The organism is Xanthomonas translucens pv. undulosa (assembly GCF_017301775.1).
GTDB classification, from domain to species: Bacteria; Pseudomonadota; Gammaproteobacteria; order Xanthomonadales; family Xanthomonadaceae; genus Xanthomonas_A; species Xanthomonas_A translucens.
Genome location: NZ_CP063993.1, coordinates 2,923,716 through 2,944,234, shown reverse-complemented (window position 1 = coordinate 2,944,234; position 20,519 = coordinate 2,923,716). Strand labels below are relative to the sequence as shown.

General features: G+C 68.0%; 20 protein-coding genes and 1 pseudogene. 14 read left to right on the top strand and 7 right to left on the bottom strand.

Going from position 1 to position 20,519, the window contains the following annotated elements; translation table 11 throughout:
- Positions 1-47 precede the first annotated feature (47 nt).
- Positions 48-968, bottom strand: a complete 921-nt coding sequence (locus ISN38_RS12440; protein ID WP_229017802.1) for an oxygenase MpaB family protein — start codon at positions 966-968, stop codon at positions 48-50.
- Between the two features lie 221 nt (positions 969-1,189).
- On the opposite strand from ISN38_RS12440, the gene ISN38_RS12435 reads away from it, so the two are divergent.
- The 13 genes and pseudogenes from ISN38_RS12435 (at position 1,190) to ISN38_RS12380 (ending at position 15,074) form a co-directional block, all read left to right on the top strand.
- A complete protein-coding gene (locus ISN38_RS12435; protein WP_003465726.1) occupies positions 1,190-1,807 on the top strand; it encodes a hypothetical protein in 618 nt (205 codons plus the stop codon).
- A gap of 641 nt (positions 1,808-2,448) precedes the next feature.
- Positions 2,449-4,263 carry a DUF6077 domain-containing protein gene (locus ISN38_RS12430; protein ID WP_222936936.1) on the top strand — a complete coding sequence of 605 codons (1,815 nt, stop codon included), beginning with the start codon at positions 2,449-2,451 and terminating at the stop codon, positions 4,261-4,263.
- Positions 4,260-4,955, top strand: coding sequence for a WbqC family protein (locus tag ISN38_RS12425; protein WP_003465728.1), 696 nt, complete (start codon positions 4,260-4,262; stop codon positions 4,953-4,955). The genes ISN38_RS12430 and ISN38_RS12425 overlap by 4 nt, the downstream gene beginning before the upstream one ends.
- Complete coding sequence (locus tag ISN38_RS12420) at positions 4,952-5,881, top strand: glycosyltransferase family 2 protein (RefSeq protein WP_058363645.1); 930 nt, start codon at positions 4,952-4,954, stop codon at positions 5,879-5,881. The genes ISN38_RS12425 and ISN38_RS12420 overlap by 4 nt, the downstream gene beginning before the upstream one ends.
- On the top strand, positions 5,862-6,497 hold the full coding sequence (locus ISN38_RS12415) for a methyltransferase domain-containing protein (RefSeq protein WP_039008022.1): 636 nt from the start codon (positions 5,862-5,864) through the stop codon (positions 6,495-6,497). The genes ISN38_RS12420 and ISN38_RS12415 overlap by 20 nt, the downstream gene beginning before the upstream one ends.
- Positions 6,494-7,162: an acetyltransferase gene (locus ISN38_RS12410; protein WP_003465731.1), complete on the top strand. Its 669-nt coding sequence runs from the start codon at positions 6,494-6,496 to the stop codon at positions 7,160-7,162. The genes ISN38_RS12415 and ISN38_RS12410 overlap by 4 nt, the downstream gene beginning before the upstream one ends.
- A gap of 85 nt (positions 7,163-7,247) precedes the next feature.
- Positions 7,248-7,625 carry an EamA family transporter gene (locus tag ISN38_RS12405; protein WP_003465732.1) on the top strand — a complete coding sequence of 126 codons (378 nt, stop codon included), beginning with the start codon at positions 7,248-7,250 and terminating at the stop codon, positions 7,623-7,625.
- On the top strand, positions 7,618-9,225 hold the full coding sequence (locus ISN38_RS12400) for a hypothetical protein (protein WP_241753938.1): 1,608 nt from the start codon (positions 7,618-7,620) through the stop codon (positions 9,223-9,225). Before ISN38_RS12405 ends, ISN38_RS12400 begins: the two co-directional genes overlap by 8 nt.
- Before the next feature lie 65 nt (positions 9,226-9,290).
- Positions 9,291-10,427 (top strand): dTDP-4-amino-4,6-dideoxygalactose transaminase, encoded by a 1,137-nt coding sequence (gene rffA, locus ISN38_RS12395; protein WP_058196447.1) that lies wholly within the window; start codon positions 9,291-9,293, stop codon positions 10,425-10,427.
- The gene (locus tag ISN38_RS12390; protein WP_230940992.1) at positions 10,420-11,406 is read left to right on the top strand and encodes a glycoside hydrolase family protein; all 987 of its coding nucleotides are present in this window, start codon (positions 10,420-10,422) and stop codon (positions 11,404-11,406) included. Before rffA ends, ISN38_RS12390 begins: the two co-directional genes overlap by 8 nt.
- A 370-nt stretch (positions 11,407-11,776) precedes the next feature.
- Positions 11,777-13,870 (top strand): TonB-dependent siderophore receptor, encoded by a 2,094-nt coding sequence (locus ISN38_RS12385; protein ID WP_206711834.1) that lies wholly within the window; start codon positions 11,777-11,779, stop codon positions 13,868-13,870.
- Positions 13,871-14,148: 278 nt separating this feature from the next.
- Positions 14,149-14,340, top strand: a pseudogene (locus ISN38_RS20855) (IS110-like element ISMae40 family transposase); the annotation flags it as partial.
- Positions 14,341-14,456: 116 nt separating this feature from the next.
- A complete protein-coding gene (locus ISN38_RS12380; protein WP_425509970.1) occupies positions 14,457-15,074 on the top strand; it encodes a transposase in 618 nt (205 codons plus the stop codon).
- Between the two features lie 182 nt (positions 15,075-15,256).
- On the opposite strand, the gene ISN38_RS12375 is transcribed toward ISN38_RS12380, so the two are convergent.
- From ISN38_RS12375 to ISN38_RS12365, 3 genes are read right to left on the bottom strand one after another with little or no spacing between them, the layout of a single operon-like run.
- Complete coding sequence (locus ISN38_RS12375; protein WP_003465741.1) at positions 15,257-15,655, bottom strand: hypothetical protein; 399 nt, start codon at positions 15,653-15,655, stop codon at positions 15,257-15,259.
- A 41-nt stretch (positions 15,656-15,696) separates the two neighbouring features.
- Positions 15,697-16,464, bottom strand: a complete 768-nt coding sequence (locus ISN38_RS12370) for a LytR/AlgR family response regulator transcription factor (protein WP_003465743.1) — start codon at positions 16,462-16,464, stop codon at positions 15,697-15,699.
- The gene (locus ISN38_RS12365) at positions 16,457-17,743 is read right to left on the bottom strand and encodes a sensor histidine kinase (RefSeq protein WP_047325354.1); all 1,287 of its coding nucleotides are present in this window, start codon (positions 17,741-17,743) and stop codon (positions 16,457-16,459) included. The genes ISN38_RS12370 and ISN38_RS12365 overlap by 8 nt, the downstream gene beginning before the upstream one ends.
- A gap of 232 nt (positions 17,744-17,975) precedes the next feature.
- On the opposite strand from ISN38_RS12365, the gene ISN38_RS12360 reads away from it, so the two are divergent.
- Positions 17,976-19,190 (top strand): FAD-dependent oxidoreductase, encoded by a 1,215-nt coding sequence (locus tag ISN38_RS12360; protein ID WP_058363651.1) that lies wholly within the window; start codon positions 17,976-17,978, stop codon positions 19,188-19,190.
- A 231-nt stretch (positions 19,191-19,421) separates the two neighbouring features.
- On the opposite strand, the gene ISN38_RS12355 is transcribed toward ISN38_RS12360, so the two are convergent.
- The 3 genes from ISN38_RS12355 to ISN38_RS12345 are packed head-to-tail and all read right to left on the bottom strand — an operon-like array spanning position 19,422 to position 20,503.
- Positions 19,422-19,640: a hypothetical protein gene (locus ISN38_RS12355; RefSeq protein ID WP_038236538.1), complete on the bottom strand. Its 219-nt coding sequence runs from the start codon at positions 19,638-19,640 to the stop codon at positions 19,422-19,424.
- The gene (locus ISN38_RS12350; protein ID WP_003465753.1) at positions 19,621-20,070 is read right to left on the bottom strand and encodes a type II 3-dehydroquinate dehydratase; all 450 of its coding nucleotides are present in this window, start codon (positions 20,068-20,070) and stop codon (positions 19,621-19,623) included. The genes ISN38_RS12355 and ISN38_RS12350 overlap by 20 nt, the downstream gene beginning before the upstream one ends.
- Before the next feature lie 10 nt (positions 20,071-20,080).
- Positions 20,081-20,503 carry a hypothetical protein gene (locus ISN38_RS12345; protein WP_003465756.1) on the bottom strand — a complete coding sequence of 141 codons (423 nt, stop codon included), beginning with the start codon at positions 20,501-20,503 and terminating at the stop codon, positions 20,081-20,083.
- Positions 20,504-20,519: the final 16 nt, after the last annotated feature.

The following is a 20,519-nucleotide window of genomic DNA, read 5'->3' as shown; positions in this document are numbered from 1 at the left end:
GCGCGGCGGCAACAAAGCCCACGCGCCGCCAGCGGCCGGCGGCCTGCTCAATCGGGCCACTGCGTCAGGCGCTGCGGGGCGACGCCGACCCGGCGGCAGGCGCGCTGCGCGATGCCGTCATGGAGCGCGATGCGGAACAACGGCGACAGCCCCTGCAGCACCCGTGCCGACGTGGCCGCCTGGACGCGTTGCACGCGGCTGCGGCGCAGCATCGCGCTCGCCCAGGGCGGCAGCAACGCCGCGCCGGCGCCGAGGAACAGTTCGCGCGACAGGCCCGCCGCCGGCACCGGCAGGCGCAGGCCGGCCAGCACCGCCAGCACCTCGCGCGAGCGTGCATCCAGTTGCAGCTGCGGACGCACTTGCGCGAAGTAGTCCAGCACCTCGCGCTCGCTGCCCGGCACCGCTTGCGCACCGAGCGCCTCGGCCACGCGCCGGCCCTCGGCGTAGTAGCGATCGGCGATGGCCGTCGGCACCGCGCGGCAGTAGCGGCGATAGCCCTGCAGGAAACCGTAGGCCTCGGTGACGTGGACCCAGGTCAGCAGCGCCGGATCGGCGGCGGCGTAGGCACGGCCGTCGGGCGTGTGGCCGCGGATCGGCGCGTGAATGCTGCGCACGCGCGCGATCAGGCGCTGCGCCTCGGCCGTTGGCGCATAGCTGGTGGCGGCGACGAACTGGGTGGTGCGGCGCAGGCGCCCGACCAGGTCCTGGCGAAAATTGGAATGGTCGTAGACGCCGGCCAGCGCCAGCGGATGCAGGGTCTGCAGCAGCAACGCGCACAGCCCGCCGGAGAGCATGCCGGGGAACTCGGCATGGATGCGCCAGGTGACGCTGTCGGGCCCGAACAGGCCGGCGTCGCCCAGCGGCCGGTCGTAGTCGATGCCGCCCTGGCCGCGCGGGAATACGTCCAGCACCCAGCGGCGGATCCGGGCGACGGCAGGGGCGGTGAGCGTACGCAACATGGCAGTCATCGTGCCATCGTAGCGAGCGGCCTGCATGCGCCGTGCAAACCGCGGGCGGCGACACCGGACCGCGAGCGGCCGCCACGGCCAGGCGCGCGCGTCGCAATGGCGTCGCGCGGGAGCGCGCCGCGAGCGGCCCATGTGCGGATGCAACATGCCAATTGCGCACACTGTGCTAGAAAGAAGCTGCGTCGCTCGTCGTCCATCACCGCATCTGCAGGGAGCCTGTCATGATCGCTCTGTTCAAGGGGTTGGGGTTATTGCTGGAGGACAACGCGCTGCATCAGCGCTCGTTCCCCGAACAAGTCGCGCACTGGCAGCACAAGAGCGAGGCGCAACTGCGCTCGGAAGTGGATCTGCTGGCCCAGGCCAAGCAGCAATGGCTGGTGGCCTCGATCATCGGCTGGCAGGCGATCTCGCTGATCATCCTGGGCGTGATCACCAATCAGCTGTGGCAGCACGACTATCACCTGACCTTCTCGCGCATCGTGATCGTGGTCAGTTCCTGGGTCGCGATCCTGTTCGTGATCTGGTTCATCGCCAACATGTTCGACCGCACCGCCGGCTTCGAACGCTGGCTCACCGCCTTCAACAGCCGCGAGCCGCTGACCGCCGACGCCGATACGGTGGAGTGCGTTGCCGACGCGCTGAACATGGCGCGCAAGTATCCGGAAATCCTCGACTACAAGCGCGAAGTGGTAGCCAACCGCGCACTGCGCCACGAGGACATCCGCATCATGCGCGAGATGGGCCGCATCCGCCTGCATGCCGAACTGGTCGCCGCCCTGACCCAGTTCGAAGGCACGCCCCCCGGCGGCCAGAACGGCGTGCTGCGCGTCGCCGGCTGAACCGGCAGCGCCCGCGCGGCGTTTACGCCGGCACAACGTGGCTGCCACATGCCGCCGCCCGCGAGGGGACGGCGCGCATGTGGCGCCGATGCCCGGCGATGCCGCGGGTTCCAAGGAACATGCGAGCAACGCTCAGTCCGCGCTGCGCCATGCAGCAGCGCTGGAATGAACGCGCACGGCAGCGTCGTGCGGCATCGCCGGCACCGACGCCGCGCTCGATTACCGCCATGCCGGGTCCAGCGCTGCACGGCCAGCAGGCGCGCAGCCGCAGCGGCGCTGCGCCCGACGCCGCCGGACCGCCATTGCAGCGCGGCCGATGCCAGCGTCCCGTTCGCCAGGCGCAACGCCCTGCCTCCGCGCTTGCACGACTCCCGTGCGGAGCGGCCCCGCCCCACTGCACCGGCAGCGACGGCCCATGCCGCCAGAACCAGCCCGGCGGCGGCGGCGTCAACTGAATTTGCCAACTCCCCGACAACTCCATTGCATGACGGTAAGATGCGTGATGGGGACGCGGGCCGGCATAGCCACGACGTCCGACGGCCGCATGGATACATAGGAACGCACGGCCCCGACGCCTCCCCTCTCCTGGACTCCGAGCCGAAGTGGCAACCCCTCAGCACCAGCACAACCGTGCCAGTTTCATGCACAAGAGTCATGAAATCCTTGCGGCGTGCCTTGCGTCATTTGCGATTTTCCTGGCCACGTCCGTAGCGTCGCTGATGTTCGCGCAGCGGCTATCGCTGCGCTTCTCCGTCGTCGCAGTGCTGATCGGCGGCTTGGCGGTTGCGACGCTGTCGGCGACGGCGATGCAGGTGATTGGCGGCTATCGGCGCCTGCGCCAACCTGGGCAGCGCTTGCACCTGGCCGGGGCGATCGCGCTTGCCCTGGCCGGCGGCTGGCTGGCGATGTCGATCAATCGCCCGGATATCGACGACTCCATCTACGTTCCGAAGGCGGTTTACTACGTCGAACATCCCGATGCGCCGATCGACACCAGCGTGAACTGGCTGGCAGGCCTGGAGCGCACTCCCAACTCCGGCGTCTTTCCCTACTACGAACTCACCCAGGCCGCCCTTTCCTGGCTCGGCGGCGTTCCGTATCTGGCCGTATATCACGTGCTATTCCCGGGAATCGTCGGCTTTTTGATGTGCGCGGCCGCGATCGTCCTGATCGGAGCGTTCGAGACGCGGCCGCGCACGATCCTGCTGTGCGGCGTCTTCTACCTGCTGTTGCTGCTCGCGCTGGGGGAAACCCATCGCGCCTACGGCAACCTGAGCATCGCGCGCGCCTTCCATGGCAAGTACATGTTCCTGTCCGTGGGCGTGCCCGCGTGGATCTATTTCTCGCTGCGCTATCTGCGCCAGCCGCAGCCGTGCAGCTGGCTGATCCTCACCGCGGTGGGCGTGGGCATGGCCGCCGCCACACCCACGGCGATGGTGTTCCTGCCGTTCCTGGCGCTGACCCTGGCACTGGCGGTCCACGTGCAGGAATCCAGAGCATTTGCCTCGACCGCGGCATGGCTGGCGGCGCTGCGCTACGGTGCCTGCCTGGCGCCGGTGGTGCTGATGGCGATCGCGTTTCGCTTCTACGCGGTGGACAACATCGCGGCGAGAAGCCAGATCAACGCGGGATTCCCAACGTCGTTCGCCGATCAGCTGCGCCTGATCGTGAATCCCGACTACCCACTGACGCCGGTACTGTTCGTGGCGTCCCTGGCGCTGGTCCTGGCGTTCTCGCCGTATCGCCGCTTTTTCGCCACCTGGGTGGCGACGCTGTGCGTCCTGCTGCTGAATCCGTGGGTGTCGCACCTGGTCATGCTGCACCTCACCACCGAGAACATCTATTGGCGCATGTTCTACCTGCTTCCATTTCCGCTGCTCGCCGCGCTGGCGCTGGCGCCGCTCGCCAATGCCGGCCGCCGCGGCCCGATCTGGGCGGGTCTGTGCCTGGTCGCCGCCGGCATCGCGGCGACGATCGGGCCGACCTCGGTGCTGCGCCACGACAACGGCGCAACGCTCGCGCTGCCCGGCTACAAGATCGGCACGGCGGACAGGATCTGCGCGCAGCAGCTGGTGCAGGGGGCCGCGCCGGGTTCGATGCTGGCCCCGGTCGAAATCGCCAGCAACGTGCTGTTGCTGTCCTCGCGCTTTCCGCAGTACGTCGTGCGCGAAGACTATCTTGGCCTCATGATGAGCAGCGTACCGGCGCGCATTTCGTTCCAGCAAAGGCAGGACACCGCAGCCTACCTGTACCGCAATGCCGCCACCCCGGAAGCGGAGAATGCCTTCCGCGCCACGATCGCCGCAGCGAACGGACCGGCGCATGTCCTGGTTCGTACCGATGCCGATCGCCACGCGGTCATCGCAGCGCAGCTCGGTGCCGCAGGCTACCGCCGGGCATTCGCCGTCGCGGGCGGATACGAGCTGTTCAGCCGCACACCGAGGCCCCATCCGTGACCAAGAAAGTCGCCATCCTGCAGTCCAACTATATTCCGTGGAAGGGCTATTTCGACCTGATCGCCGCCGTCGACGAATTCGTTCTTTATGACGACATGCAGTACACACGTCGCGACTGGCGCAACCGCAACCAGATCAAGACCCCGCAGGGCGTGCAATGGTTGAGCGTACCGGTGCTGAGCAAGGGCAAGTATCACCAGCGTATTGCCGACACCGAACTGGACGGACCCGAATGGGCCGAACTGCACTGGCGCGCGCTCGCGCAGAACTATCGCCGCGCCCCGCACTTCGATGAGATCGCCGCCTGGCTGCAACCGCTCTACCTTCAGCCCCATACCCATCTTTCGCAGATGAACCGGCGCTTCCTGGAAGCGATCTGCGGCTACCTGAAGATACCGACCGTGTTCAGGAGTTCGTCCGACTACGCGTTGCTCGACGGCAAAACCGAACGCCTGGCCGACCTGTGCGCGAAAGTGGGCGCGACCACCTATATTTCCGGGCCGGCGGCAAAAACCTACATCGACGAAGATGTGTTCCGGCAGTACGGCATCGCGCTGGCCTGGTTCGACTATGCCGGTTATCCCGAATACCCGCAGCTGTGGGGCGACTTCGTGCACGGCGTGAGCATCCTCGACCTGCTCTTCAATTGCGGCGCCGAGGCTCACAAATACATGAGACGCGTGCGCCCATGAAACTGTCCATCGTCACCACCCTGTACCAGTCAGCCCCCTACATGGCGGAGTTCCATCGGCGCGCCAGCCTTGCGGCACAGCGTCTGGTGGCGGACGATTACCAGATCGTCCTGGTCAACGACGGCTCTCCGGATCAGAGCCTGGAGCTGGCGGTGGGCTTGAGCGAGGCCGATCCGCATGTCGTGGTGGTGGACCTGTCGCGCAACTTCGGTCACCACAAGGCGATGATGACCGGCCTGGCCCACGCCACCGGCGAACGGGTGTTCCTGATCGACAGCGACCTGGAAGAAGAACCGGAGTGGCTGGCAGCGTTCAGCCACGCCCTGCAGGATCACGCGGCCGATGTCGTCTACGGCGTGCAGACGCAACGCAAAGGCAGCGCGTTCGAGCGCTGGAGCGGGCAGTGGTTCTATCGCGCGTTCAAACTGCTGACCGGCATGGCATTGCCCGAAAACGTGGTCACCGCACGCCTGATGCGCCAGCGCTATGTACAGGCGCTGGTGCAGCATCGCGAACGCGAAGTGTTCATGGCCGGGTTATGGCATATCACCGGCTTCCGGCAGCAGCCGCATGCGGTCGCCAAGCACAGCACCAGCCAGACCACGTATACGCTGCGCCGCAAGCTGTCGCTGCTGGTGAACTCGGTCACCTCTTTCAGCAATGCGCCATTGGTCAGCATCTTCTATGTCGGCGTGGCAATTTCGCTGATGGCGCTGGTCTATATCGCCTACCTGATGGTGCATTGGGCGTTCCTGGAACGACCGCTCAGCGGCTGGACCTCGGTGATGGCGTCGATCTGGCTGCTGGGTGGCATGATCATCTCCTTCATCGGCGTCATCGGCATTTACCTGTCGAAGATCTTTTCCGAAACCAAGCAGCGCCCCTATACGATCGTAAGGCGGATCCATGCACAACGACACGACTGAGCTGCTCGCCGATGTCGCTGGCTACTACAGCGACAAGCTCGCCCAGCACGGGCAGACCGCGCGCGGCGTGGATTGGAACGGCGAGGACGGCCAGGCCCTGCGCTTCGCCCAGCTGTGCACGCTGATCGGCGGCGACGGCGCGTTTTCGGTGAACGACCTGGGCTGTGGCTATGCCGCGCTCTACGACTACCTGCGCGCGCGCCACGCCGGCGTGGACTATGCCGGCTTCGACGTCTCCGCCGACATGGTGGCGGCCGCGGCCACGCGACACGCCGCGCAGCCCAACGCCAGATTCGTGGTCGCCGCAGAACCCGACCGGATTGCCGACTACGGCATGGCCAGCGGCATTTTCAATGTCCGCCTCGGCCACGATCCGGCGCGCTGGCAATCCTACGTGGAGGCGACGCTGGACGTGCTGGACCGCACCAGCCGCGCCGGCTTCGCGTTCAACTGCCTGACCAGCTATTCCGACCGCGAGCGCATGCGCGCGCATCTCCACTACGCCGATCCCTGCCAGTCCTTCGATCTTTGCAAGCGGCGTTATTCACGCAATGTCGCGCTGCTCCACGATTACAGCCTGTACGAATTCACGATACTGGTGAGAAAAGCACCATGAGCAAGCAACCGCTGGTCATCTTCGGCGCAGGCGACATCGCGCAACTGGCACACTATTACTTCAGCACCGACTCGGACTACGAAGTGGTGGCGTTCACCATCGATGCCGACTACATCACCGACAGCCATTTCTGTGGCTTGCCGGTGGTGGCCTACGCGCAACTCGCAGACGCCTACCCGCCCGAGCGCAACGCGATGTTCATCGCGCTGAGCTACTCCAAGCTCAATGCGATACGCAAGGAGAAGTACCTCGCCGCCAAGGCGGCCGGTTACCGTTGCGCCAGCTATGTCAGCTCGCATGCCACCGTCCTCAACGACGGCCGGATCGGCGACAACTGCTTCCTGCTCGAAGACAACACCATCCAGCCGTTCGTGCAGATCGGCGACAACGTCACGCTGTGGAGCGGCAACCATATCGGCCATCACTCGAACATCGGCAGCCACTGCTTCCTCGCTTCGCACATCGTCGTGTCCGGCGGCGTGGAGATCGGCGAGCAATGCTTCATCGGGGTGAACGCGACGCTGCGCGACCACATCCGCATCGGCGCCAAAACCGTGGTCGGCGCCGGCGCCCTGCTGCTGGGCGACGCCGAGCAGGAAGGTCTGTATATCGGCGCCGCCACCGAGCGCTCCGCGGTCCCCAGCACACGGCTGAGAAAGATATGACACGCACGCCTGCACAGGATGCGCCGGGTCGCATCGCCGGCCTGGCCGAGCGCAGAGCGACTGCCGCACAGCCGGAGCCTTGCTGATGCCGCCACGGCCCCTGGACTATCTGTATATCGCCGCCACGATCGTGTTCACCGTGTACGGCCAGTTGATCCTGAAATGGCGGATCGCCAAGCTGGGTCCGCTGCCTGCCGAGGCGTTCGACAAGCTCAAATTCCTGGTGTCGTTGCTGTTCGACCCGGCGATCTTCTCTGGCTTCGCCGCAGCGTTCCTGGCCTCGCTGGCATGGATGGCGGCGATGACCCGCTTCGAACTCAGCCACGCCTACCCTTTCATGAGCCTGAATTTCGTCATCGTGCTGTTGCTCAGCGGCTGGTTGCTGAGCGAGCCGCTGACGCCGCAACGGCTGGCCGGCGTTGCCTTGATCATGGCAGGCACCGTGGTTGCCGCCCGTGGCTGAGCCGCTGGCCCGCCCACGCTTCGCCGAGCGGTATCGATGGCTTGTGGTGGCGCTGATGGTCTTGCTGTCGGTGCTGGCGGTCTGTGCCGCCTGTCCGCCGCGTTGGGAAACCAATGACGATGTCGGCATGGCGATGTTGGCGCATGGCTACGGCATGGCCGCCGTCGGCTCGCCCAATCTGGTGTTCTCCAATGTCGTCTGGGGGTACATCGTGCGCCTGTTGCCCACGCCGGGTGGCATCGATGGCTATACGCTGGCGACATTCGCCGTGCTGGTTCTGGTCGCAACGACCTTGCTGTACAGCCTGCGGCGCCTCGGCAACGGCTGGCCACTGGCGGCCGGCATCGTACTGCTGACGCTGGCACGCCCGCTGCTGCTCCCGCAGTTCACCGTTAACGCCGGGCTATTGGCCGTGGCTGCGGTCGTGTGTTTGCGCCTCTACGCCCACGCAGGACGCGCCCAGGCGCTGTGGCTCGGCACGACACTGCTGTTCCTGAGTTGCATGGTGCGCAGCCATGAATTCCTGCTGGTGCTGTTGATCGCCCTGCCGCTGCTGCCCTGGCGCGCACTGACGCAAGCACGTGCTCCGCGCTGGGCCGCCGCCGCGCTTTGTCTCGCGCTGCTTGCCGCTGCGCTGCTGGACCGCAATGCGTACGCCACGCCGGAATGGAAGGATTTCAACGATCTGAATCTGGCCCGGGCCGCATTCACCGATTTCGGCGCCGGCGACTACCTCAAGACCCGTCCCGACATCCTGGCACGCCACGCCTATACGACCAACGACATCGACCTGCTGAGTCGCTGGTTCTTCCCCGACCCGCAACTGGCCGATCCGACCGCGTTGAAGGCCATGCTGGCGGAAGCCGGCGCGCTTGCGCTGCGCGAGAACGGGTTGAGCGCCGGCTGGCAAGGCATCCGCGCGCTCTGGCATCCCAACCTGCTGCCGTCGCTGATTGCCGCGTTGCTGCTCGGCGTGCTGCTCCCCAAGCGCAGGGTGGCGGCCAGTTGGCTTGTTTGCGTCTCGGCCGTGTTCACGATGGGGCTGCTTGGCCGGCCCGGTGTCTTGCGCGTGTACATCCCGCTGATCGCCTTGTTGACGATCGCGCCGTTGCTGTTCGGCACCGCGCTGCAGACCAGGAAGCGTCCTGCGATCCTGGCCATCGTGGCACTGGCGGCCTTGGCCAACGTCTGGCTGGCGGCCGGCGCGTGGCAGACCGCGCGGCGCGCGGACGCGCAGGCACGCGGCGATCTCGCATCGCTTCCGCATGGATCTGTCGTGGTGTGGGGCGCCACCTTTCCTTTCGAGGCCGTGTACCAGCCGCTGAGTGGTGCCGACGCACACGCCCGCTATCGGCTTTACGCACTGGGCGCCTTCACGCTGGTGCCGAACTCCGTTGCCAGGCACGAAGACCGCGCCGGACGCGGATTCGTGCGCCTGCTGCAACGAAGCGAAGGGGTGACGATCGTCGCCAACGAGCAACGCCTGCAGTGGCTGGACCTGTATTGCAGGCAGCGCCTGACAGGCGAACCAGCGCAATTGCAGGGGTGGCAGGCCGGCGCGTTGCTGGCCAGCCGCCAGCGATGCGCGGCGGCGAGGTGACAGCGCATGGCCACACCGACCCGTTTCACGCAGATGCCTCTTCCCGGACCGCGGACACGTATCGCATGAGCAACGATTCCATCCCCTTCAACTGGCCGCACATGACCGGGAAGGAGCTGTCCTACATCGCCGAGTCGCATTTCAACGGCCGCCTTGCCGGCGATGGCCCGTTCACCCGCCGCTGCCACGACTGGCTGCACAAGCGCACCGGCGCGCGCGCGCTGCTGACCCACTCGTGCACGGCCGCGCTGGAAATGGCCGCCTTGCTGCTGGACATCCAGCCGGGCGACGAAATCATCATGCCTTCGTACACTTTCGTTTCCACCGCCAACGCCTTTGTGCTGCGCGGTGGCATCCCGGTGTTCGTCGATATCCGCGAAGACACCCTGAACCTGGACGAGCGCCTGATCGAAGCCGCCATCACCGCCCGCACCCGCGCCATCGTGCCGGTGCACTATGCCGGTGTTGCCTGCGAGATGGACAGCATCCTGGACATCGCCGCACGCCACGGGCTCAGCGTGGTCGAAGATGCGGCGCAGGGGGTGATGGCCAGCTACAAGGGCCGCGCGCTTGGCGCGATCGGCGATATCGGGGCCTACAGTTTCCACGAAACCAAGAACGTGATCAGTGGCGAAGGCGGTGCTCTGCTGATGCGCGATACCGCGCTGGCGCAACGCGCGGAGGTCATCCGCGAGAAGGGCACCGACCGCAGCCGCTACTTCCGCGGCGAAGTGGACAAGTACACCTGGCAGGATGTCGGCTCTTCGTTCCTGCCAGGCGAATTGACCGCCGCCTTCCTGTGGGCGCAGTTGGAAGAAGCCGAACGCATCACCCAGGATCGGTTGCGCAGTTGGGAGCGTTATCACGCCGCGCTGCAATCGCTCGAAGACAGCGGCGCGATCCGCCGCCCGATCATCCCGGACGAGTGCCAGCACAACGCGCATATGTACTACGTCCTGCTGCATCCGCAGGCCGATCGGCAACATGTGCTGGAGACGCTGCGCGCACAGGGCATCGGATCGGTCTTCCACTACGTGCCGCTGCACGACTCGCCCGCGGGCAAGCGTTACGGCCGGGCCGCGGGACAGCTGGAGATCACCCAGCGCCAGTCCAGGCGCCTGCTGCGGCTGCCGCTGTGGACAGGACTGAGCGCAGCCCAGCAGGATCGGGTGGTGGACGTCTTTACGCGCGCGCTTGGCTGAGTCGCTGGTCGCGCACGGCAACGCGCGGCGGCGGCCGCATCTGACACGGGGAGTACCGATGGCGGCGTATTGGAAGAAACTGGGGCTGGTCTTCAGCGCGAGTGGCCAGACCTCCTGGCTGCACGCCTACGCCGCCGTACCGATCGCCGAGCGCCTCGGCGACAGCGACCGCTATCGGATCTATTTCAGCAGCCGCGACGCGGCAAATCGCAGTTTCACCTCCTACGTCGTCATCGATCTCCGCCACCCCCAGCGCATCCTCGATGCCGCCACCGCACCGGTCCTGCAGCCGGGCGCTCTGGGCGAGTTCGACGACAGCGGCGCGATGGCGACCTGGCTGGCGACGCATCGCGGGCAGCGGTTCCTGTATTACATCGGATGGAACCTCGGCGTGACCGTGCCCTTCCGCAATTCAATCGGCCTGGCGATCGCCGCGGGAGCCGAACAGCCGTTCGCGCGCCACTTGCCCGGGCCGATCGTCGACCGCTCGGCCACCGAACCGCATTTCTGCGCAAGCTGCTGCGTGCTGCCGGGCGAGGATCTGTGGCGCATGTGGTACCTGTCCTGCACCGGTTGGGAGCTGCACGACGGCAAGCCGCGACACCGCTATCATCTCAAGTACGCCGAGTCCGACGACGGTATCGCCTGGCGCCGCAACGGCGATGTCGCGATCGACTATGCCGACGCCGCGGAGTACGCCATCTCCCGCCCCTGCGTGATCCGCGACCCCGACCGCTGGCGCATGTGGTACTCCTGTCGCGGCAGCGCCTATCGCATCGGCTACGCCGAGTCCGCCGACGGCGTGCGCTGGCAGCGACTGGATCATCTGGCGGGAATCGCGCCCTCTCCCAGCGGCTGGGATTCGCAGATGATCGAGTATCCCTTCGTGTTCGATCACGAGGGCGAGCGCTACATGCTCTACAACGGCAACGACTATGGCCGCAGCGGCTTCGGGCTGGCGGTTCTGGAACACGGTTAGTAGCGGCCTGCGCCAAAGCCCCCGCGCGATCCGGCCAATGCGGCGATCGCGGCGGCGCACGGCCGGTACGCCGGCACGTAGTCGTACACAGCCAACGTACACGCGCAGCCGCAGTGTCAGCTGAAGGTCTCGCATGACCGCTGCCTGAGCACACCACGGGCGGCCTTGCGCTGGCCTCAGGCTTGCGCAAGGCGCCAGTTCGACGCCAACCACGGATGGCCCCGTGCAGCGCATTGCCAGGGCGTTCGGCAGCGACGGCATGCCCCGGCGACGACCGCCTGCATGCCACACCGATGGGCGAGGCTTCGCAATCGCCACTTCGCGAAATATAATCATTCTCGATTAGCCCCTTCCCCACCCCACGGTCGCGATGAACCTGCATCCCCTTCCGCTCGCCTGCCTGCTCGGCATGGCGGCTGCCACTGCCGCGCGCACGGCCAACGCCACCGACGCCGCACAGGCCACCGCATTGCCGGCGGTGCAGGTCCGCGCCGAGGCCGCCGACAATGGCTTCCGCAGCACCGCCCCGGCGCAGTCCGACAAGTCGGACACGCCGCTGGCGCAGACCCCGTTCTCGATCACCGTGGTGCCGCGCGCGCTGCTGAACAGCCAGCAGGCGCAGACCCTGGCCGATGCCTTGCACAACGTGTCCGGCGTGGTCGCCAACACCTACGGCCGGCGCGGCTGGGACGACCTGATCATCCGCGGCCAGACCGCCTCCCATTCGCTGTTTGTCGATGGCCTGCGCACCGCCTCCGACAACCGCGTCGCCGAGCAGCTGTTCGGCATGCAGCAGGTGGAAGTGCTGAAAGGTCCGGCCTCGCTGCTGTACGGCCAGGTGCTGCCGGGCGGGCTGGTCAACCTGGTCAGCAAGCGCCCCGAAGCGACCACGCTGCGCCGCGCCGAACTGGGCGTCGGCAGCGACGGCCTGCAGCAGGGCAGCTTCGATCTGAACCAGCCGCTGTCGGCCAACGGCAAGACCGCGCTGCGGCTCAACGGCCTGGCGATGAACGCCGACGACCCGACCGATCACGTGTATTTCCGCAGCCGCTGGATCGCTCCGTCGCTGTCGCTGGACCTGGGCGCGCGCACCGACTTCGTGCTCCTCACCAGCTACCAGGAACGCGACTACCTCCGCCAGCAGGGCCTGCCCTGGGAAGGCAGCGCCGAGGCCAATCCCAACGGCAAGATCGATCGCGCGCTGTTCACCGGCGAACCCACGCAGCCGCCGTACCACAGCCACCAGAGCCGCATCGGCTACGTGCTGGACCATCGCTTCGACAACGGCTGGACCCTGCACCACGCGGCGCGCTGGCAGGCCTTCGGACTGGACGGCTTCATCGTCGCCAACAATGGCCTGGCCGCCGACCTGCGCACGCTGCGCCGCACCGCCACCGACCAGCATTACGACGGACGCACCTGGGTGCAGGACACCTATCTGCAGCGCGGCTTCGCCAGCGGCGCCTGGCAGCACACGCTGACCGCGGGCGTGGACGCGTTCAAGACCTGGGAATGGAACCTGCAGTCCACCTGCCGGATCGGCACGCTGAACGTGTACGCGCCGGTCTACGGCGGCGCGATCGTCTGCCCGTCCACGCCCAGCCGCGACAACCTCAGCGTGGTGAGCTCCGGCGGCCTGTATCTGCGCGACCGCATCCAGTTCACGCCCGACTGGCAACTGCTGCTGGGCGTGCGCCACGACCGTAGCCGCAACCGCAGCGAGGATGACCTGAGCGGGGTGGACACGCGCAACGCGGCCAGCGCCAGCACCGGCTCGGCGGCGCTGATGTTCGATGCCGGCGGCGGGCTGCATCCTTATGCCAGCGTCGCCACCTCGTTCTATCCCAACGTCGGCACCGACGCGCAGGGCGCGCAGTTCGATCCCGAGCGCGGCCGCCAGGTGGAGCTGGGGCTGAAGATGGAACTGGACGCAGGCACCAGCCTGAGCATGGCGCTGTACGACCTGCGCCGGCGCAACGTGCTGCAGAGCGACCCGTTCAACGACGGCTACAGCATCGCGGTCGGCGAGCAGCGCAGCCGCGGCATGGAACTCAACGCCGCCGCCGACCTGGGCAGCGGGGTCAGCCTGTTCGCCGGCTACGCTTACACCGACGCGGTGGTCACCGACGACGGCGCGCAGCGCCTCACCACCGTCGGCGATCGCCTGTACAACGTGCCCAAGCACAGCGGCTCGCTGTGGCTGCAGTACGCCGCGCATGGCGTGGACGACGGCTGGACCTTCAGCGGCGGCGCCCGCGCCGAAGGCGAAAAGACCGCCTACGGCCAGCGCATTCCCGGCTATATGGTGTTCGATGCCGGCCTGACCTATCGCCAGGGCCACTGGCGCTACGCGCTGAACCTGAAGAACGTATTCGACCACGATTACTACAGCGGCGGCCTGCAGCGCGCGGTGGCGCTGGGCGACCCGCGCACGCTGCTGTTCTCGGTAGGCGTGGATTACTGAGCTACTGAGTGCGTGCTGCACTTGGCAGGAAGTTCAGCGGCCCCGGCGATATGTCGCGGCTGAAGCCGCTTGTGTCTAGAGGTTGCTTTACAGTTTGAGTGGAGAGCGATGTGCGGCACGCCGACAGGCCGCAGTGTTCCAGCACGTGTAGGAGCCAGGGCGGCCGCACATCGACCTCGTTGCCTAGCCCGAACAGTTGAACGAGCGTTCGCTCGAACTTCACAAGCGTGGGCAGCGACGAGGTGGCTCTCTCCTGTCCCTTAGTCTACCTAACGCTTATGCCTCTTTGGATCGGTATCGATGTGGCCAAGGACACCTTGGCCGTCCACGTGCTTCCCCTGGACCAGTTGCTGTCCTTTCCCAATACCGCCCAGGGCCACCAGCGCCTGTGCGACCACCTTGCCGGGCACTGCGTCGGCAACGCGCTGCTGGAGGCCACCGGCGGCTACGAACGGGCGGTGATGACGGCACTGGCCACGGCAGGGATCCCGGTGACCCGGATCAATCCGCGCCGGGCACGCGCTTTCGCCACGGCCTGGGCACAACCGCCAAGACCGATCCGCTGGATGCGGCCTTGCTGGCGCGCATGGCTCAACTGGTGCAAGCGCCCGCGCCGGTTCCCGATCCCTTGCGTGAGCAACTGCGCATGCTGGTCCAGCGCCGCGAGCAACTGGTCCAGCAACGTGACGACGAGCGCCGTCGGTTGCATCAGGCGACCCTGGCCATGGTGCGCGCATGCCTGATCGAGCAGATCGGCGACTTGCGCCGCCGTATCCAGCGGATGAACCAGGCGATCAAGCAGGTGCGGTGCCAGCTCGACGATGCGCTGGCGCACGCCCTGGGCACGGTCCCGGGCATCGGCGAGGTCACCACCGCCAGCCTGATGGCCTATCTGCCCGAACTGGGGACGCTGGATCGTCGCCAGATCGCGGCCCTGGTCGGCCTGGCTCCCTACAACGTGGACAGCGGGCAGCACTGCGGCAAACGCCGCATCCGCGGCGGGCGTGCCACGATCCGACGAGTGCTGTACATGGCCTGTTGGAGCGTTGTGCGCACCCAAGCCTCCTTCAAGGAGCGTTATCAACAGTTACGGGCACGCGGCAAGCCCGCCAAGGTCGCCATCACCGCATGCATGCGCGTACTGCTTATCCGACTCAACGCCATGGCACGAGATCGCACACCATGGCGTGAGGTGATCGGATGAGAAGACAGTTGCTCCTACAGTGCACTCAACGCGTCGGCAGCGAGACACCTGTAGGAGCGGCTTCAGCCGCGACGAACGAAGCCATCCTGCTATCCGGCTTCGGACGCAGTCGGACTGATGAGCGCACTGTGATCCGCGACGGTATCAGTAGCGGGGTCCCAATCCCTCGACGCCAGCCTCCCTCAGCCCTGCATGCACGGCTGCGCCGCGACCGGGGTCTCGGGTGCGACGCACTGGCCGAAGTCGCGCGGCAGGCCGCCGACCTCACGGCGTTGGCCGACCTGCAGGTCGAACTCCTGCAGCAGGTGCGGCACGCACGCAGCAGTGCTGCCGGCGGGCGCGACCGGCGCCGCGCAGGCGGCGTAGACCTGGTAGTGGCAGCGCCCGCTGCGGCTGTCCACGCAGCGGAACGTGGCCAACCCGCCGCGGTAGCTGGTGCGGCTGAAGATCACCGCCACGCCGCGCTCGCTGGCATGCACCACGGTCTGGCGGTGGGCGTCGGTGGACAGGTCGAGGGTGGCGTGGCCCTGACAGCCGGCGAGGCTGAGCAGGCACGACCACAGCGCGGAGAGCAGACGCATGGCGGATTCCTTGTTCCAGTGCGCAGATGCGGAGGCGGCGCTTACATGCCGCGGAACAGACTCATGTACGGCTGGCTGACGGTCAGCATTTCGTCGCGGTGGCGCAGCTTCATCCGGCCCTTGCCAGTGTCGTCGCGCACTACCGAGGCCACCGCTTTCAGGTTGACGATGGTGGAACGGTGAATCTGCCGGAACGCGGCCGGGTCGAGCACGTCCAGCAGTTCGCGCAGCGGCGTGCGCAGCAGCGCCTCGCCATCGCGGGTCAGCACCGTGGTGTACTTGTTGTCGGCCTGGAAATAGACCACGTCGTCGAGCAGGATCAGCCGCGTCTCGCGGCCGCTGTTGGCGGTGATCCAGGCCAGCGGCGGCGCCGCGGCGGGCGCTGCCGGGCGCTGCCCCAGGCGGTGCAGCAGCGCATCCAGCACCGCCACGTCCGGCCCTTGCGCGGCGCGCGCCTGCAGCCGCTGCACGGTCGCCTGCAGGCGTTCGCGCACGATCGGCTTGAGCAGATAGTCCACCGCGCCCTGCTCGAACGCATCGATCGCGTACTGGTCGTAGGCGGTGACGAACACCACCTGGGTGCGCGGGCTCAGTTCGCCCAGCGCGCGCGCCACCTCGATGCCGCTCAGGCCGGGCATGCGGATATCCAGGAAGGCCACGTCCGGCTGGTGCTCGGCCAGGCGCTCCAGCGCGCTGGCGCCGTCTTCGCACTCGGCGACGATGTGCAGCTGCGGCCACACCTCGCCGAGCAGGGCGACCAGCGCGCTGCGCAGCAGTTCCTCGTCTTCGGCGATGACGGCGTCAACCATGACCGGCTCCAGTCGGCAGCGGCAGTGGCGGCGAAGGCGACGACGGCGGACACGGCAAGGTGATCGTCGCGGCCACGCCGCTGGGGAAATTGGCCACGATCGCGAACGTGGCCGCGCCGGCGTAGGTCAGGCGCAGGCGTTCGCGCAGGTTCTTCAGGCCGATGCCGGTGCCGCTGGACTGGCTGTTGAAGCCCAGGCCGTCGTCGGCGACGGTGAGGGTGACGTGGTCGTCGAACGCGCGCGCCAGGATCCAGACCGTACCGCCGCCGGGCTTGGGTTCCAGGCCATGCTTGATCGCGTTCTCGACCAGGGTCTGCAGCATCATCGACGGCAGCGCCAGGGGCTTCATCGCCTCAGGCACCTGCAACTCCAGCTGCAGCCGCGCGCCCATGCGGATCTTGAGGATCTCCAGGTAGGCCTGGGTGCGTTCCAGCTCTTCGCCGAGCGAACTCAATGCGTCCTCGGCGCTGGGCAGCGAGCGGCGCAGGTACTGGATCAAATAGCCGAGCATCAGGTCGGCGCGCGGCGGATCGGTGCGCGCCAGGACCTGCGCGCTGGCCAGCGTGTTGTACAGGAAGTGCGGCTCGACCTGCGCGTGCAGCAGATTCAGCCGGGCCACGGTCAGCTCCTGATCGGTGGCCGCCTGCTTGGCGGCGGCCTGCTCGTCGCGGCGTGACTCGGCCACGCGGCGCGCCACCGCGCGGCTCAGCGCCTCGGCGTTCTCGTAGTTGCTGCCCTCGTCGACCGCGAACAGGTCGATCCAGGCGCTGGCGTCCGGTTCCAGCAGCAGGGTCAGGCTGCTGGTGCCGGCGCCGGGGGTCAGCGTCGCCAGCACCTGGTTGCGCTTCACCGCCAAGCGCGCGGCCAGGTTCCAGCGCGACGGCGTGCGGCCGTTGTACGGGTCGATGCGGCGCACCTTGGCGCGCACCTGCAGGCTGTCGGCGGTGCTCTCGATCTCCTCCACGCGCGGCAGTTCGCACACCGCCGCAGCGACCAGCGCGAACGCCTCGCGGGTGCCCAGCGGGATCTCGATCTGGCGGCGTTGGCGGCTGGACAGGGTGGCATTGTCCAGCCGCCCGGCGATCAACCAGACCCGGCGCAGATGGGTGATGCCGGCGGCCAGCGCCGACAGTATCAGCAGCATCGCCAGCAGGCCGAAGAACCAGCCAGGCCGGTTTTCCATGCCGTAGAACAGGCCGCTCCAGACGAAGCCGGCGACGACCACCGCCGCCACCCAGGCGCACAGCAGGCGGAGGATCAGGGACACGCTGGAAAACATGGCGGCGGGGATCGGTGACATGGCCGCGAGAATAGCCGCGGCAGCGCAGGCCGCCAGTCCCCTTGCGACAAAACCGTGCGAGCGCGGACGGAAGCTCGGATCGGCAGAGCCAAACCTCGGTGCCGGCGACGGTTCGGCCGCGAGTCTGCCCGTGCGCCTGCCGCGGGCATGCCGCAGCGACGCGGGCGCACACGCTCGCTTAGACTTCAGCCGTCATGATCAGGAGCCCGGCATGCACCGACGACATTTCCTGCGCAGCGGCGCAGTGGCCGCCGCCGCCTTCGGTACCGGTCCTCTACTGGCGCAGCCGCGGCGCGATGCCGCGCTGCCGCAGCCAGCGCCGATCCGGCCGATCCTCCCCGCAACGCCCGCTTTCAGCGCCGCCTTTGCGACGCCTGCGCCGCTGGCGCCGATCCGCGCCAGCGCCGACCGCATCGTCGCGCTGCACGCATGCACGCGTCCGTTCCGCGCGCAGGGGCCGCGCATCGAGGCCGAGCGCATCGGCCGCAAGACCGTGATCCACAATTACGGCCATGGCGGCAGCGGTTGGTCGCTGTCGTGGGGGTCGGCGGCGATCGCCACGCAGCTGGCGCGCGCCACCGGCCAGACCCAGCTGGCGGTGATCGGCTGCGGCGCGATCGGCCTGACCACCGCGCTGGTCGCGCAGCGCGCCGGGCTGCGCGTGCGCATCTCCGCCAGGGAGCGGCCGCCGGAAGTGCGCTCCTCCTTCGCCACCGGGGTGTGGTCGCCGGATTCGCGGGTGTGCAGCAGCGCCTACGCCACGCCCGAGTTCGGGCGGCGCTGGGAACGGATGGCGCGCACCTCGTTCGACATGTACCAGAACCTGCTCGGCCTGCCCGGCGATCCGATCGAGTGGCGCGACGGCTACGTGCTGTCGGATGTGCCATTCGACCAGCCCAGCGGCCATGGCGGCAACGGCGAACCCGACTACCCGCCGCTGGAGGCGCAGTATCTGGCCGACCTCGGCCCGCACTCGCAGCCGCTGGCGGCAGGCCAGCATCCGTTCCGGGTGGCGCATGTGCGCCGCTATACGCAACTGGTATTCAACATCAGCGCCTATGCGCGGCTGCTGCTGGACGACTTCCTCGCCGCCGGCGGCGAGATCGAGACGCGCGAGTTCGCAAGCCCGCGCCAGTTCGCCGACCTGCGCGAGAAGACCCTGGTCAACGCCACCGGCTATGGCGCGCGCGCCCTGCTCGGCGACGACAGCCTGGTGCCGGTGCGCGGACAGACCGCGCGGCTGGTGCCGCAGCCGGAAGTCACTTACGGGCTGGTCTACCGCGGCCACAACTTCAACGTGGTGCCGCGCCCCGACGGCATCCTGGTGCAGGCGCAGGCCGACGGCGATTTCGGCAATCCCGATGCCACCCCGGACCGCGCCGCCTCCGAGGCGGCGGTGGCGCGGCTGGCTGCGCTGTTCGCGTAACTGCGCCATGACGCGCCGCATGCCAGCCACGCCGTGACGGCCGCGGCTTCGGTTCGCAGAAGCTGCAGCCCGTCGGTCGACGGATACGCCGCCTACGCGCCGCAGCGCGCTGGCTCGCTTGCCACGGCTGGGCGCCCATCGCATCGATCCGTGGGCGCCGCGCGTGGCCAGCATGCGGTCGCCTTGCGGTCGCTCCGCGACCGGCCGACATGCGTGCTGCACGCGTGCGCGCTACAGCCGGCTGACGCTGCGGATGCGGATCTCCTCGCTGTCCACGCCGTGCCGCTGCGCCGCCTGCGCGCGCAGCTGCTGCAGCAGGCGTTGCGGGTCCAGCGGCGCGGTGGCGTCCCAGCTGTGCGCCAGCGTGCCCCAGGCCACGCGCTGACCGTAGCTGTAGGCGTCGTAGTCGGCCAGGTAGTGGCGCGCGCGCTCAGGTGCCGACGTGGACATCGCCTTCATAGCCGTTGCAGCCCAGGTGTTCCAGCGCGATCGACAAGGCCAGCGCATAACTCTGCGCACAGTAGCCGCCGACCTGCCCCACGCGCTGCCGCGAGGCCGCGCACAGGCAGGGTTCGCGCTGGTCGCAGGCATCGTCGTGCACTTCCACATACGGCCGGCCCAGCCGCGCCACCGCGGCGGCGGCGGCGGCGCTGTCCGAGCAGGCGCCCGGATCCAGCAGCAGCATCTCCACCCGCGCCGCGTCGGCCTGGGTCAGCGCCTGCAGCAGTTCGGCCTCGCTTGCGCAGCCGCGCACCGCCAGGGTCTTGCCGGCGCGGCCGGCGTGTTCGAGCAATTGCCGCATCATCCGCGGCGCGATACGCGCCGGGCGGCCGCGATGGCCGGCCACACTGTCCGGGCCGCGCAACAACAGGATCGACATGGCGGCGCCCTCAACCGGCCAGCGCGGCGCGCGCGCCGAGGTGGCGCGCCGCCACGCCCAATGCGATCGCGTAGCTGTCGGCGAGCGCGCCATTGGCGATCACGGTCAGCAGCGGCGCGTGGCGCGGATGCAGCAGCGGCTCCAGCGCCTGTGCGCTGGCGTCGTGCACTTCGATGTACGGATGACCGAGCGCATCGAGCGCCTCGCGCAGGTGCGCGCCGTGATCGGCCAGGTCCGCGGCCGGCAGCTCACCGGAGTCCAGCAGCACCAGTTCGGTGTCGTCGCGTGCGCCCTGCTGCAGCCGCGCCACGATCTGCGCCGCATCGGCGCAGGCCACCGGCACCAGCTGGGCGCCGGACGCCCCGGCCAGGCGCCGCGCAACGGCAATGGCCGGCGCATCGCGGTGCGGGCCTTGGATCACCAGAATCGACATGGAACACATCCAACGG